Annotated in this window: 13 protein-coding genes; 6 read left to right on the forward strand and 7 right to left on the reverse strand. The window is 56.0% G+C overall.

Features of this window, described 5'->3' with window-relative positions; all coding sequences use genetic code 11:
- Nucleotide 1: 1 nt before the first annotated feature.
- From G512_RS0110580 to G512_RS0110600, 5 genes are all read right to left on the reverse strand, one after another.
- Entirely contained in the window at nucleotides 2-1117 is a 1116-nt protein-coding gene (locus tag G512_RS0110580; RefSeq protein ID WP_028481692.1) for a lipid II:glycine glycyltransferase FemX, read from the reverse strand.
- Nucleotides 1114-2361 (reverse strand): ATP-grasp domain-containing protein, encoded by a 1248-nt coding sequence (locus tag G512_RS0110585; RefSeq protein ID WP_028481693.1) that lies wholly within the window; start codon nucleotides 2359-2361, stop codon nucleotides 1114-1116. Before G512_RS0110585 ends, G512_RS0110580 begins: the two co-directional genes overlap by 4 nt.
- Nucleotides 2354-3040 (reverse strand): hypothetical protein, encoded by a 687-nt coding sequence (locus tag G512_RS22140; RefSeq protein WP_051269213.1) that lies wholly within the window; start codon nucleotides 3038-3040, stop codon nucleotides 2354-2356. The genes G512_RS0110585 and G512_RS22140 overlap by 8 nt, the downstream gene beginning before the upstream one ends.
- Entirely contained in the window at nucleotides 3037-4293 is a 1257-nt protein-coding gene (locus tag G512_RS0110595; protein ID WP_028481694.1) for a GNAT family N-acetyltransferase, read from the reverse strand. The genes G512_RS22140 and G512_RS0110595 overlap by 4 nt, the downstream gene beginning before the upstream one ends.
- 229 nt (nucleotides 4294-4522) lie before the next feature.
- On the reverse strand, nucleotides 4523-5356 hold the full coding sequence (locus G512_RS0110600) for an aldo/keto reductase (protein WP_028481695.1): 834 nt from the start codon (nucleotides 5354-5356) through the stop codon (nucleotides 4523-4525).
- 201 nt (nucleotides 5357-5557) lie between these two features.
- On the opposite strand from G512_RS0110600, the gene G512_RS0110605 reads away from it, so the two are divergent.
- The 6 genes from G512_RS0110605 to G512_RS0110630 all read left to right on the forward strand — a co-directional run bounded on the left by G512_RS0110605 (nucleotide 5558) and on the right by G512_RS0110630 (nucleotide 12058).
- Nucleotides 5558-6232, forward strand: a complete 675-nt coding sequence (locus G512_RS0110605; protein ID WP_028481696.1) for a Crp/Fnr family transcriptional regulator — start codon at nucleotides 5558-5560, stop codon at nucleotides 6230-6232.
- Nucleotides 6233-6370: 138 nt separating this feature from the next.
- Entirely contained in the window at nucleotides 6371-6583 is a 213-nt protein-coding gene (locus tag G512_RS0110610) for a YgaP family membrane protein (protein WP_028481697.1), read from the forward strand.
- A gap of 42 nt (nucleotides 6584-6625) precedes the next feature.
- Complete coding sequence (locus G512_RS0110615) at nucleotides 6626-7510, forward strand: MBL fold metallo-hydrolase (RefSeq protein WP_028481698.1); 885 nt, start codon at nucleotides 6626-6628, stop codon at nucleotides 7508-7510.
- Nucleotides 7511-7550: 40 nt separating this feature from the next.
- Nucleotides 7551-9239, forward strand: coding sequence for a bifunctional protein tyrosine phosphatase family protein/NAD(P)/FAD-dependent oxidoreductase (locus tag G512_RS0110620; RefSeq protein WP_028481699.1), 1689 nt, complete (start codon nucleotides 7551-7553; stop codon nucleotides 9237-9239).
- Nucleotides 9240-9340: 101 nt separating this feature from the next.
- Entirely contained in the window at nucleotides 9341-11080 is a 1740-nt protein-coding gene (locus G512_RS0110625; RefSeq protein ID WP_407636264.1) for a SulP family inorganic anion transporter, read from the forward strand.
- 156 nt (nucleotides 11081-11236) lie between these two features.
- The gene (locus tag G512_RS0110630) at nucleotides 11237-12058 is read left to right on the forward strand and encodes a M55 family metallopeptidase (RefSeq protein WP_028481701.1); all 822 of its coding nucleotides are present in this window, start codon (nucleotides 11237-11239) and stop codon (nucleotides 12056-12058) included.
- A gap of 55 nt (nucleotides 12059-12113) precedes the next feature.
- Here the strand turns inward: G512_RS0110630 and yghU are convergent, their stop codons facing one another.
- Together yghU and G512_RS0110640 are read right to left on the reverse strand one after the other, a co-directional pair.
- On the reverse strand, nucleotides 12114-12986 hold the full coding sequence (yghU, locus tag G512_RS0110635; protein WP_028481702.1) for a glutathione-dependent disulfide-bond oxidoreductase: 873 nt from the start codon (nucleotides 12984-12986) through the stop codon (nucleotides 12114-12116).
- Nucleotides 12987-13369: 383 nt separating this feature from the next.
- The gene (locus G512_RS0110640) at nucleotides 13370-15136 is read right to left on the reverse strand and encodes a PTS fructose-like transporter subunit IIB (protein ID WP_028481703.1); all 1767 of its coding nucleotides are present in this window, start codon (nucleotides 15134-15136) and stop codon (nucleotides 13370-13372) included.
- Nucleotides 15137-15143: the final 7 nt, after the last annotated feature.

A 15143-nucleotide genomic window follows, 5' to 3' on the forward strand; every position in this document is an offset into this window, starting at 1 on the left:
TCTAGCGCCCAATTCGCGATCTGATGACAGACAGAGCTCGATCTGACCGCTGCTTGGCCCGTCGCAAACCAAAAATGCCCTTTGCTATAAGGGCGGCCTTAATGCCAGCACTGAAGTGATGGTCCTCCGGGCACTCAAGCAACGCGCCCGTTTTGCCAATGAAACCGCTTTTGAACTGATGAAGGCCTGCATCAAGGTCGTTGCCGCCAAGGTCATACCATTTGACCTTGGGGTCGGCGCAAAGCTGTGCCACCACCGCCCAGTGGAGCGCATAACCAGCGCGCAATGACAATGCATCGTCGCTTGTTGCACCGTAAAGATAAGCAGCGGTGTCGCCGCAGTGGTGGATGATACCTGCAGCGCAGAGCTTTCCCTTGTGGGCCACCTGCACAAACATGGGTTGTAGTGTTGCCGGTGCGGCCTTGCAGAACGCGGGCAATGTGGCAATGGCCGAGTGGTCTGCGAAGCCTTTGCGAGACAGCATTTCTTTATAAAGCGTCATGAAGGGTGCAAGGCCCTCTTCTGCCCTGGTTACATGAATGCTAAAGGGGTTCTTTTCGGCCTTCTTTAGATTGTAGCGCCATTTCTGCGAAAGCGATTGGCGCAGGTCGTAAAGACTCTGATCGACGTTCACAAAGTAGCGCGCCGGTGCAGGGAGCTTTTCCCCTCGCTCGAAGCCAAGCCGCACCAACGTCTCAACAGTACGATCCGTCAAAAAGGGCTCTGCCCGTGGCATCACGGTGAGATGCAGACCACGCTGGTCACACAGCTCTTCCCGAAGCGCGGTGAGGATGGCGGCAAGCCGCGCTGGGTCTGCGGTTTCACCCGGTTTGCGCCAAACCGGCCCCCATTTCATGATCGCTAGGCCACTGCCAATTACCGGCATTTTCAAGAGGACCACGCCCGCGCCGCCGAGGGTTGTTTCGCCCTCTACGACCTTAAAAAAGGTGCAACGTTCTGCGCCCCAACGGGCCTTGAGAAACGCAGAGGACTGCTCATGCAAGGCATCTTCGAAGGTGCCAAGAAGGGCATCCCATTCGGATGGACAGACCTCTGACAGTTCTATGGCACTGTCCTGAGGAAGCGCCTGCACGGTTTGCAAGGCAACGGAACTCATGAACGTGCCTCCCGATCAGTTTCGGTTGTCTGTCTCTGTCGTCGAAGCGCATGCTTTAATCGTCGTTTGATGCCGGATAGCGAAGGCAACATGCGCCAACATGTGACTAAAGCCGGCAGGGGGTCTTTCCAGCTCCAGATCATGTGAAGATTTCCGCGAAATACACTGGCCAGGGCGGTGCCAAAGCGCTTCAGCATGGTGCCAATGCCGATCTCACCCCGCATCTGTGCCACAATGGCTGCCAGCACCTCCCCCGACACCCAGAGGTAGCGGATGCCTCTGCGCCCCTCAACGGGCTGCGTATCCACCGGCACTCCCAGTGCTTTTTCCATGAGCAAGGGGCCGAGTGCCAGGCCCGCTCTCTCTGGCACATTCAGGTTGCCAGCAATACGGGCGTTGATTTCCAGAAAACTGATTGCTCCCGTGGTCTCATCGACCAGATACTGGGCGCACCCGATGCCGTCATAGGCCAAATCAGCCACAAGGCGCTCGGTGTAGCTGCGCAAAGGCATTAACGGTGTAATGGTCTCGCCCTCAACAGCGAGCCCCGTGCCATCCGGGCTGTCCGTGCGCAGGACCACCGCCTGTACATGACGGGTCAGCTTGCCGTTTTCAGCAGCAAAGTAAAGGTTGTAGCGCCGCCCACTAAAGTGCTGTTGCAGTACCAATGCGCTGGTTCTGTTCTGCCAGAGCGTGAGCACATCGTCCAGCGCCTCGGGGCTGGTCAAGGTAACGGCTTTCTTGCCGCCAAGTCGCTTCGTGGAGTGTTCAGGCCGTACAACCAGCGGGAAACCAAGCTGAGCTGCGGCGTCTCGCAAGTCTTGCTCGCAATGGGCAAGGGCAAAGGGCGCACACGGCACATCGAGGCGCAGGCACTGCTGCATCATGCCAACCTTGTCCAGACAGGCAGAGACAATTTCCGGGTCCATCATGGCAATAGGGGCAAGTGCTTCCACTCGTCTGCGGTGGCGCACGAAGCAGGTAACGAACTCCTCAGAGACTGGATAGAGCAGCGTCACCTGATTTTGATCTACATACCTTCCAAGCGCGGCTAGAAATGCATCTTCGTCTTTTTCAAGTGGCGGGTGGTCCCAGCTTTCGCGGCAAAACCGGCTGAACTCGGCACCGCCATCACTACCTTCCAACCCCACAATCATGTGGTGCCCGGCAGCGCCCAGTGTGCGCACCAGCGTTAACGTTGGCCGGTAATTGCCAAGTAGCAGAATCCGTTGTTTCTCAATCATCTGCGTCCTCTGCTTTGGTTTGGAAAAGATCCACAAGCAACAGATAAACCGTCATCAGGTGAAAGCCCGCCCAACACACAATGCCGAAGAACTTGGCGCTGTCCTCGAGATAAACCAGTCCCGGTGAGAGGCTGTGAAACACCTGGTCCACGCCAAGAGACAGTGCAAGACCGAACGCGCCCAGACCGAGCACCCACCACTCCTGCGAGAAGATCAATCGCCAGTTCATTGCCCCATAAAGCAGCGCCAGCGCAGCGGTTGCAGCAAGGACCACGGGTTGCGGCAGGCCAAGAGAAGGTAATACCAACTCGTGCAACAGGAATGCGTCGTCGAGCGCCAACCATCCGGTCAGAACGCAGGCGGATGCAGTAAAGCGCAGGGCCTGACGCGGCGCTTTTCCCTTGAAAAGACAGAGGGCGGCGATGAGGCACACCGCTGCCGTGCCCGACCACAGCATGATGCCCAGATTGGAGATGAAGCCATAGTAGACATGGCAGCAATCACCGGAGAGTTCCGCTGCTGTGAGTGCATCAAGGAACATCCATTTGGGCTCCGCCCACGGCTGCAGGAAGACTGCGCCAAGCAATGAGCCGGGAAAACCAATAAGCAGTCCTGCAAAAAGCAGTTTTGCCCTGCTTGGAAGAGGCCCCCAAAAGCCCGAGGAAAGCGGCAGGTTCATGAGCACCTCTTATTGTCTGAAAAGAAGCGAATTAACCGGCCACGCCTTCTGTTTGCCGCGTGCAAGAACGCCATAATGCGCGGTCGTTGCAGAGCCGCACGCTTGCCGCCTTGGATCAGGTGGTGGAGCTTCTTCAGCGCTTTGCCACGGAAGGTTAGAGGAACCATGCTGTCTTTCAAAATGGTGTGATCTCGGGCCCATTCGCGCTTGTAGGGTTCATCTCCGCGCATCAGGTCATAACTTGTCATGCCAGCGCGCGTGGCTAGTTCCATGGTTTGAACAAGAAGAAGCTGCCCGGGGGAGTGTTCGGAATGAGCCTCTTTATCATAGGCATTTATAAGCACGGAAAAGTCTCTGTTCTGGGTGAGGCACAGAAATCCCGCTATCATCTGGTCCGCAACGAACAGACCATAGAGGCGTACGGATGAGCAGCTTTCTGGCTTGCCGACCACCGTCTCCAACTGGCGTGTCAAAATGGTTTTCTCACCCCTTGTCGTGCGAAAGGGATTTCTGCTGCCGCGCTCATCAAGTTGAGTGGTCTTCCATGTCAACATGAGGTCGAGGGCCTTCAGCCGATCGTCAGTTCGCCGAAGCCCTTTGAAGCGAACAGTCCCATGGGTTTTCAGTTTCCGCAGCTTTTGGCTAAGGCGCCTCCGGGTATTCTTGCCTCGCAGTGACGCGTAGAAGTGCTGCCATGGCCCTGCTAGTGAAACATGGTGGGCAATGCCCGTATCCTGATAACAGCCAGTTTGTGCAAATGGATTCTGACTACCCCGGACAAGGGCTGGCTGGCTGCGTAGTAATAAGGCATGAACGCCCCCTACATGCTGAGAAGTCCGGCGCAAGATTTCCGAGCAAGCCTCTGGTGACAACTTTTTCTGAAGATGCGCCGCTAGGAGAGGGACGCAGTAGTCATTCACATCATCGCCCTGCCAGGCCAGCACACTGTGCCCAGCAAACTTCCGTTTGTAGAGCGGTAGTAGCCCCACCAGGTCGGGGCCCTCATGGAGAAAAACAAACAAGCTGCATGCGTTTCGGGATGTACCGCCCGTGTGAAACCAAGCATCCTTCCAGCGTGTATCTTGAAACGGGCAAGTTTGGGACCGTGCCTGCATGGCTTGCCAGTCGCTGCGCACATCTGCCCAGTTTTGACGGATAGACACATTGAGGTTTTCTACGGTTCCCAGGGAAACCGCAATCTGGTGTGTTCCAGTCTGTGGTGAGGCAATACAGCCTTCATCCAGCGTCATCATTCGCACGGACAATCCCGATACCAGTGTGTTTCTATTCAACTCGATAGTTATGCGGCTGATAAAATTACTGATGAATTTATTAGGTGGCTGTATCCCTAGGTTTTTTCGTCAGTTCGATAGCCTGGTTAACAAAGGCTTTCCATGTGCAGACAGCACCGGCTATTTGGGCGGGCCCGTGCCGGGAACGTGCGCATGGTTGAGATGAGGGCAAGTCTCATCAACAGGGGAATTAAAGCATTTCAAGCGATTGGGGCTGCGTGGGCGCGGGAAACAGTTCATTCAGTCGGGCGAGCACGTCGTCGCCAAGAGGATACTCCAGCGCGGCGATGTTTTCGCGCAAGCGGCTTACGTGACTGGTCTTTGGGATCGCAAGCCTGTTGGACTGGCGCAGCACCCAAGCCAAACCAAGTTGGGCCGGGGTCATGCCAACCGCGTTTGCAACATCGCAGAAACGACTGTCACGGAGGAGGCGCCCCTGTTCTATCGGTGAGTAGGCCATGACCGGCGTTTTCTTTTCTTCCATTAGAGGAAGCAAGTCGAACTCCGGTCCGCGGCGCGTCAAATTATACAGTATCTGGTTGGTGGCGCAGGCACTGCCGCCATCGCAAGCCCAGACCTCTTCCATATCCATGGGATCAAAATTGCTTACCCCCCAGTCGCGAATAAACTCTCGCTCTTGCAACCACTGGAAGGCATCGATGGTTTCCTGCAGCGGCACGCTTCCGGGCCAGTGCAGCAGATAAAGGTCCATGTGGTCAGTGCCGAGGCGGCGCAAGGATCGCTCGCACGCAGCAAGTACGCCATCGAAGGAGGCATTGAATGGATAAACCTTGGAAACAAGAAAGGCTCTGTCGCGCTGTCCTTTGATGGCTTCGCCCACCAGTTCTTCAGAGCGGCCGTCGCCGTACATTTCGGCTGTGTCGATCACCTCAAGACCATGCTCAAGCCCTTCCTGGAGGACTGCAATCTCGTCGCTGCGATCAGCCCGTCCTTCTCCGATCATCCATGTACCCATCCCCAAGACAGGAACGGAGCGTTGGGAGCCAAACTTGATCGTGCGCATGTCTTGTCCTTTCATGAGGGCTTGCGACCTTTGTGGGGTAACGTGTTGCAGAACTGGCAGCCAATCCGGAAAAAAACGCAGATTTGTTTTTCCGAACTGGTTTGACAAAAGGGTGAGAGCGGGTTTGCGGTGTTCTTGCTTTTTCCTTTTCAAGATCTCCAGTTGGGGCTAGCCTTGCCACCCTTGGGAGGGATCATCGAAATGACAGCTGAAACAATGAACTGGATTGACCGCTTCGAAGGGCTTTCAAAACTGGAGGCCCCGATAAGGGATATTCTTACCAATCGCAGCACCGTTGTTTCGGTGCCCAAGGATACGATCATTTTTGGGCCGGGCAAGGCACCTGATCATCTTCTTCTTCTGCTGCAGGGTGTTGTCAGAGTGCAGCAACTTTCTGAGAACGGCCGGGAAATTGTATTGTACCGGGTACATGCGGGCGAAAGCTGCGTGCTGACAACGGCCTGTTTGCTTGCCTATGAAGACTACTCTGCGGAAGGAATTGCGGAAACGGATGTTCAGGCGGCAGCCATACCTCGTGCCGTGTTTGATGATCTGATTGCCCAATCCGAAACCTTCAGGCGCTTTGTGTTTTCGGCCTACTCGCGTCGGATCACCGATCTGTTCATGGTGATTGAAGAAATCGCTTTTCAGCGGGTCGACATTCGCCTTGCTCACAAGCTGCTGCAACTGGCCGGAACTGGTGGCGCGATCAGCGCGACCCATCAACAAATGGCGGCCGAACTCGGTACTGCAAGGGAAGTCGTTTCACGCCAGCTCCGTGAGTTTCAACGCCGAGACTGGATAACCCAATCTCGCGGAGCAATAGAGATCATCGATCGCGCGGCACTTGAGAAGTTGGCCGCGACCGAGTCATGAGGCGATAGGTCAAGTTCAAAGACCTGTTCTCGTTAATTCCTGCCAAAATCCATCATAATTCGATGTTTGGTGACTTCGTCACTGAAGCGATCTTCCCAAAGGGCTATCGGTATCAAACCGTATTTGGAGGATTGCCAGATGACTACGAATGTTGGAACCATTGATCGACTCGTTCGCGCCCTGATTGGTATTGTGCTGATCGTGGCGCCGTTCACCAGTGCACTCGCCCTGTTTGCCGAGCCTTTGTATCGCTACGGTTCGGTTGCGCTTGGCTGCATCATGCTTGTGGTGGCAGCAACGCGCTTCTGTCCGCTTTATGCCCTGTTCGGGTTCAAAACCTGCCGGACCTGATCAAGCTTACCCGCTAGCCCACGAGAACCACGGGAGGGACTCATGACTACCTATCCTGTCGACATGACTGTAAAGCCGCAGGTGAAGGCGTTTTTCGACTCTGCAACCAACACCATCAGCTATGTGGTCAAGGACCCAGAGTCCCGCGCCTGTGCTGTGGTGGACTCGGTGATGGACATTGACTATGCCGCTGGTCGCATTTCCTACGAAAGCGCGGATGCGATCATCGCCCATATTCAGGAAAATGATCTGAAGCTGGAGTGGCTGATCGAAACCCACGTCCACGCCGATCACTTGTCGGGTGCGCCGTATATTCAAGAGAAACTGGGTGGCAAGATCGGCATTGGTGAGAAGATCAAGGTCGTTCAGGACACCTTTGGCAAGGTGTTCAATGAAGGCACCGAGTTTCAGCGCGACGGCAGCCAGTTCGATCAGCTGTTTACCGATGGAGACACCTACACCATTGGCGGCATGACTGCGTTCGCCATGCACACCCCGGGCCACACCCCTGCATGTATGGTTCATGTCATTGGTGATGCAGCGTTTGTTGGCGATACCCTGTTCATGCCGGATGGTGGATCGGCCCGCGCCGACTTCCCCGGTGGGGATGCGGGTGAGCTTTACGACTCCATTCAGAAAGTCTTGGCGCTGCCCGATGCCATGCGCCTGTTCATGTGCCACGACTACGGGCCCAACGGCCGTGAGATCCAATGGGAAACCACCGTTGGCGATGAAAAGGAACATAACATCCACGTCGGTGGAGGGCGTTCTCGTGAAGATTTCATCAAGTTCCGAACCGAGCGTGATGCGCAGCTGAGCATGCCAAAGCTGATCATTCCTTCCCTTCAGGTGAACATGCGAGCCGGAGACGTTCCCAAGGACAAAGACGGCAACCCGATGTTGAAGGTGCCGATCAACAAACTGTAGGCCACACGCCAAAACAGAAAAATGAGGGGGAGGAGACCACATGGAAATCAAGAGCATCTCGGCCAAGCTGTCTGTCAGCGGCCAGATTTCACCCGATGATGTGCAACAGATTGCCGACATGGGCTTCCGCAGCCTGATTTGCAATCGGCCGGATGGGGAAGGTTCTGATCAGCCTGGGTTTGACGAAATTGCAGCGGCGGCAAAGCAGTTTGGGCTTGAAGTGCGATACCAGCCGGTGGTTTCCGGAAAGGTACGGGACGAAGATGCGAGCGAGTTCGGCAAGATCATGCAGGAGGTGCCAAAACCGGCCTTTGCATACTGCCGAACCGGCACGCGCTGCGCCACCTTGTGGTCTCTTAGCCAAGCTGAAAAGCTGAGTGTTGCCGATATTTTGGCGGCAACAAAAGCGGCTGGTTATGACATGGCGGGTGTTGTCCGGCGCATTGCCAATGGCGGTAAAACGCCAACGGATCGGCCGGATGCCTCTTATGATGTTGTGATCATCGGCGGTGGTGCGGCCGGCATCGCCGTTGCGGCCAGCCTGAAATCCCGTCAGTCTGATCTTGAGATTGCCGTGATTGATCCGGCAGACATTCACTATTACCAACCGGGTTGGACAATGGTGGGTGGCGGCATCTTCAAGCCGGCGCAAACCGCAAAGACCATGGGATCGTTGATCCCCAAGGGAGTTCATTGGCTCAAATCAGCTGTCGCGGCGTTCGAGCCGCAAGATAATGCCGTTATTCTGGACGGCTGCCGCGTTGTCAAATACGACCGTCTGGTTGTGTGTCCGGGACTGAAGCTGGACTGGCACAAGGTGGAAGGGCTGGTTGAAACGCTTGGCAAGTACGGCGTCACCTCCAACTATCGCTATGACCTTGCGCCCTACACATGGCAGTTGGTGCAAGGCCTGAAGAAGGGAAGGGCGATCTTCACACAGCCCCCCATGCCCATCAAATGCGCCGGGGCTCCTCAAAAAGCCATGTACCTATCTGCGGACCATTGGCGGCGTGAAGGCGTATTGCAGGACATCGACATTCATTTCTGCAATGCGGGAGGTGTTCTGTTCGGTGTCAAGGACTACGTTCCTGCTCTCGAAAAGTACATCGACCTGTACGGTGCCAATCTGGATTTCTTCCATAATCTGGTTGCCATCGACGGGCCTGCCAAAAAGGCGTGGTTTGACGTCAAGAAGCCGGACCAACCGGAAGAACGCGTCGAGATGTCATTTGACATGATTCACGTTTGTCCTCCGCAAACTGCGCCTGATTTCATTCGCGTTTCTCCTCTGGCAGATGCCGCCGGATGGGTCGATGTGGATCAGGCTACCCTGCGCCACAAGACCTACGAGAATATCTGGTCACTGGGAGATGTCATGAATGCTCCCAATGCCAAGACAGCGGCTGCTGCCCGCAAACAGGCACCGGTCGTTGCCGAGAACATCATCGCCGATATCAAAGGCCAATCGCCCGTTGCTCAATATGATGGCTATGGCTCATGCCCTCTCACGGTTGAGCGAGGAAAGATTGTTCTGGCCGAATTCGGTTATGGCGGTACGCTGCTCCCCAGCTTTCCCTCATGGCTGGTGAACGGCAAGAAACCCACCCGCCTTGCGTGGCTTTTGAAAGAGCAGATCCTGCCGCCGATCTACTGGAAAGCCATGCTGCGCGGCAAGGAATGGCTGGCGAAACCGGAGAAGGTGAGCGCTTCTCCTGCGTCCAACCAATAACCCATGCCTTGGGTTCTACCTGATGGGAGACTGGCAGGCACGACAGCGCCTGCCAGCCTTCTTCGCTTCATGCACATAAAGGCTCCGCAATGATTTCCTCCATGCTGCGTCGCTACATTCCTGTTTTCGATTGGGGCAGGACCTACAACAAGCACCAGTTTTCCAATGACATGATCGCCGCGATCATCGTCACCATCATGCTGATACCCCAGTCCCTGGCCTATGCCCTGTTGGCCGGGTTGCCGCCAGAGATGGGGCTATACGCTTCTATTCTGCCCATCGTGCTTTACGCGATCTTTGGCACCAGTCGTGCGCTTGCAGTTGGACCGGTGGCGGTGGTCTCGTTGATGACCGCAGCCGCCATTGGACAAGTCGCGGAGGCAGGCAGCATGGGCTATGCCATGGCCGCGTTGACATTGGCCATGCTGTCCGGTGCCATGTTGTTGATGATGGGCGTTTTTAAACTCGGTTTTCTGGCTAACTTCCTGTCCCATCCTGTCATCGCCGGATTTATTACTGCCTCGGGGGTGCTGATTGCAGCCAGCCAGCTCAAGCACATTCTCGGCGTGGACGCGCATGGCCACACCCTTTGGGAGATAGTTGTTTCGTTGGTCCGGCATTTGCCGGAAACCAATCCTGTCACGCTTGTTATTGGTGTCGCCGCGACCCTCTTTTTGTTCTGGGTTCGCAAGGGTTTGAAACCATTGCTGAAGCGCCTTGGGCTTGGCCCGCGTCCGGCAGACGTCATAACCAAGGCGGGTCCTGTTGCTGCCGTTGTTGCAACAACGGTCGTGGTTTGGGCACTGGGTTTGGATCAGCAACAGGTGGCAATTGTGGGCGAAGTGCCCCAGAGCTTGCCGCCGCTGACATTACCGTCGTTTTCGCTTGATCTGATGACGACATTGGCTGTTCCTGCCCTTCTGGTCTCCATTATTGGTTTTGTGGAGTCGGTGTCCGTGGCGCAAACCTTGGCAGCGAAAAAACGGCAACGCATCGATCCGGACCAGGAGCTGATCGGTTTGGGGGCTGCAAACCTTGGTGCCGCGTTTACAGGCGGATATCCTGTTACCGGCGGGTTTGCGCGTTCTGTGGTGAATTTTGATGCTGGCGCAGAAACACCTGCTGCAGGGGCATTCACGGCCGTGGGTCTGGCGATTGCGGCTGTTGCCTTGACGCCATTGATTTTCTACCTGCCCAAGGCAACGCTGGCTGCAACGATCATCGTTGCGGTGCTTTCACTGGTAGACTTCAGCATTCTCACCCGTACATGGGGGTATTCCCGCAAGGACTTCACGGCAGTTGCAGCGACCATCATCCTGACACTAGGGTTCGGTGTCGAAGTCGGGGTTTCCGCTGGGGTTGCTCTGTCTGTGCTGCTGTTTTTGTTCAAGACCTCCAGGCCGCATATCGCCGAGGTGGGGCTTGTGCCGGGAACCGAGCACTTCCGCAATATCAATCGGCACAAGGTGCTCACAAATCCTGCGTTGTTGACCATTCGCATTGATGAAAGCCTGTATTTTGCCAATGCGCGGTTCCTCGAAGACTATGTATACGATCGGGTTGTGGGGGACGATGCGCTTAAACACGTCGTGTTCATGTGTTCTGCTGTGAACGAGGTGGACATGAGCGCTCTTGAATCCTTGGAGGCAATCAACCATCGCCTCTCGGACATGGGTTTGAAATTGCATCTTTCTGAGGTCAAGGGGCCGGTGATGGATCGTTTGAAACGCTCACATTTTCTGGAGGAGTTGAGCGGAGAGGTGTTTCTGAGCCAATATCACGCGCAGGCCAAACTGGCTCCGGTTGAGGACGCGCCGCAACCCATAAGCTCAGCAATATGAGGAAAAAACTTCAGTGCATGGGTGTAGGTGGGGGATGCGTCCATGCACTGAATGACCTAGCCTGAGGTCAATCACGTCTTATCCGCCGATTTGTCAGGTTGGGGTGCGTCCCATGCGCTTGGCTGAGCGGAAATTCCTCGAAACTGTGAGAGACCTATGCGTATTTTTATCTCCGCCGATATCGAAGGCGTTGCGGGTGTAACAGAAGCGTTGCAGGGTCAACGCGGGAATCCCGAATATGAGGTGGCGCGACGCCTGATGACACAGGAAACGAACGCAGCCATTCGCGGCGCGTTTGCCGGTGGGGCGACCGAGGTGATCGTGGCGGACTCACACGGCCCGTTGCGCAACATGATCGCAGAGGATTTGGATCCGCGCGCCCGTATCGTCTCGGGTCGGCCTAGACCTCATTCCATGGGGCAGGGGCTAACTGCCGAGTGCGATGGGGCTGTTTTCATTGGTTACCATGCTTCCGCTGATCACCAGGGCGTTCTGGCTCATACAATCAATGGCATGGCGTTTCGGCGCATCGAGATTGGCGGTGTTCAGGTAGGCGAACCGACGTTGTTTGGCGGGTTTGCAGCCGAACTTGGGGTGCCCCTACTGGCCGTGAGTGGTGACGATCAACTGGCCAGCGAAATCGCGGTACAATTTCCCTCAACACGGCGGATTGTCGTCAAGCAGGCTCTGGGTGTGCACACGGCAAACAGCCTGTCGCCTCAATCAGCCCGTGAGTTGATCGAAGCGGAAGTGACAGAGGCAGTTGCTGCGGCCAAATCAGCCCCAGTGGAATTTCCATGCAAGGCGCCGCTGGAGGTGGTCGTTGATTTCAACAAGCAGGCCTTCTCGGATGCTGCTGTCATGGTGCCCACGGTAGAAAGATCCAGTGCGCATACCGTTCGGTTCCTGGCTGCCAGTCATGAAGAACTCATTGGCACCTTGACGATCTTGTCGATGATTTCTTCTTCACTCGCGTGAGGTGAACCAAAAAGGAAGGCCCCGGGTCTGGGGCCTTCCATTTGAGAAGTCGATTTTAGTTGTCAGCGCCGATCTTGTCTTGCGTGCGCAACTCGAAATCCGAGGCGTCATGACGCTCGTGCAATTGCTGGCTGGGCTCGCCGGAGGTCTTGTTCACAATGCGCCCGCGCTGAACCGCAGGGCGTTCTTTGATTTCTTCGGCCCAACGCAAGAGGTTCTTGTAAGAGCCCACATCAAGAAACTCACCGGCGCTATAGAGTTTGCCGAGAACCAGATTGCCATACCATGGCCAGGTGACGATATCGGCGATGGTATAATCATCGCCGCCCAGGAACCGGCTTTCACCGAGCCGGCGGTCCAGCACATCCATCTGCCGTTTGGCTTCCATGGCAAAACGGTTGATGGGGTACTCAAGTTTTTCCGGGGCGTAGGCATAGAAATGGCCGAAACCACCACCCAGATATGGCGCGGACCCTTGTAGCCAGAACAGCCAGTTCAACGTTTCAGTACGCTCTGCTGGTGTTGTCGGCAGAAACAGGCCGAACTTCTCTGCAAGATAAAGCAGGATGTTGCCGGACTCGAACACCCGGATCGGCTTGTCTCCGGAATAATCCCACATGGCGGGGATCTTGGAGTTTGGATTGGCCTCAACAAAACCGGAACTAAACTGATCGCCATCGCCAATCTTGATCAACCATGCGTCATATTCTGCACCGGTTTCGCCCAGTTCCAACAGCTCTTCGAGCATGATGGTGACCTTCTGGCCATTGGGTGTGCCGAGGGAATAAAGCTGAAAAGGATGCTTGCCGCGCGGCAATTCCTTTTCGTGGGTTGCCCCGGAAATCGGCCGGTTGATGCTACCCCAAGTGCCTTCGCCTTGTTCCCAAACCCAGACTTTCGGCGGCTGGTACTCGCTTTTTTCGCTCATGGTCGCCCGATCTCCTTTTACAAACGCGGTGTGTCTGTCGCACGAACTGGCGTCTTTTCGTAGACGCCAATCCCAAATTCAGGGGTGAAACCATACCCGTAAAACGCGCAGAAGCCAGCGTTTAAACCAGAAAAATTCATTTATGTTGCGTGTCATGCGCCATGGCCCGTAAACAGCGCAAGTGCATGCCCACGACTTGGCTAGAGATGGGCCGGCTTGTGGATGTCGTCAACCGTTCCACAAACACATCAACCATGGTGCGATCACGTCTGCGTGACGTTGTCGACTGGGGCATTCAATCTGTTGAACGAGTAGATGGCATGCCAAAGGGCCCCGGACGTTTAATCCGGGGCCCTGTTTGGAGGTTATGGGTCTGGCGCTGTTCAGGCTGGTAGCGCTTCGACTTCAACCGGCTTTTTCAAGGCAACCAGCATGGCAGTGGTCACTGCGGTACCGATGGCGATAGCAACTGCATACATGCCCACGTGTACGACGGCATTAGGGATGGCCAGCACGAAGATCCCGCCATGAGGTGCCAACAACTGACAACCGAAGAACATGGAGAGACCACCAGCTACCGCAGAGCCCACAATGATGGACGGGATGACCCGCAGTGGGTCCTTAGCCGCGAAGGGGATGGCTCCTTCCGTGATGAAGGACAGGCCAAGTACTGCGGCTGCCTTGCCTGCCTGACGCTCATCTGCGGTGAACCGGTTTTTTGCAATGAAGGTTGCGATGGCCAATCCGAGCGGCGGCGTCATGCCGGCAGCCATTACGGCGGCCATTGGCGCATATGTTTCGGAGGTCAAAAGGCCAACGGCGAAAGTGTATGCGGCCTTGTTCACTGGCCCGCCCATGTCCACGGCCATCATCCCGCCAAGCAGGATGCCGAGCAGAACCGCGTTCTGGGTGCCCATGCCTTGCAGGAACTCAGTCAATGCGCTCATGATTGCAGCGACCGGAGCGCCAATCACGTAGATCATCAGAAGACCAACCACCAGCGATGACAAGAGCGGGATGACAAGAACCGGCTTCAACCCATCCAGATGGCCAGGCAGGTGGATGTAGTCGCGTACCCATTTGGCAGCGTAGCCACCAAGGAAACCGGCAACGATACCGCCAAGAAAGCCGGCACCCAGGTTGACCGCCAACATGCCGCCAATGAGACCGGGCGCCAAGCCGGGACGGTCTGCGATTGAGAAGGCGATGAAGCCGGCGAGGATCGGTACCATCAGCGCGAAGGCCGCGCCACCGCCGATCGACATCAGTGCTGCGGCCAACGTGCCTTCCTGTTCAAAAGCCTCGATTCCGAACACGAAGGACAGGGCAATCATAAGGCCACCGGCCACTACCAGCGGCAGCATGTAGGACACCCCGGTGAGCAGGTGCTTGTAAGCGCCGGAAAGCTGAGACTTCTTCGCGGCTTTGGCAGCCGCGATGTTTTCTTCATAGCTGGAACCACCAGCCGCGCCGCCACCGAGAACCTCGCCGTGTGCTTGGGCTTCTTCAATGACTGCCTGAGCTCGTTTCACGGCATCTCCCACGCCGGTCTTGTAAACCTTCTTACCCTTGAAGCGGCTGTCGTCCACATAAGTGTCCGCTGCAATGATAACCAGATCCGCTGCCGCGATGTCCTCATCACTGAGTGGGGTCTTGGATCCGACGGACCCTTGGGTTTCGACGCTGATTTCATGCCCCAGTGACGTAGCGGTCTTCTTCAGCGCTTCTGCTGCCATGAAGGTGTGAGCAATGCCCGTAGGGCAGGCAGTTATGGCCACAATCCTCAGGTTTTGTGTGGCGTTAGTGTCTTTGACGACTTGGTCAGACATGGATGGTACTTCCTCCGCAATTAGGCCCAGCGTGTCATCCAGCACCTGCGACGTGTTGAGAATTGCTTCTCGTGTCGTCGTGGTGAGGATGTGCTTTCCCCCAAACCGGGCCGGGTCGACGTGAATGTCTGCCGCTATCAGAACCACATCAGCATCAGCGATCTGCTCAGGCGTCACGGTGTTCATGACCCCTTGCGAGGTCTGCCGTTCGACTGCGATCTGGATGCCTTTGCGGGCGGCGACTTCCTGCAGAGCTTCAGCTGCAAGATGGGTGTGCGCGATGCCTGTCGGGCAGGCGACAACAGCAACGATTTTTGTCATGGCTTTT

Source organism: Pseudovibrio exalbescens DSM 16456 (genome assembly GCF_000422785.1).
In the GTDB taxonomy this organism is placed as follows: domain Bacteria; phylum Pseudomonadota; class Alphaproteobacteria; order Rhizobiales; family Stappiaceae; genus Pseudovibrio; species Pseudovibrio exalbescens.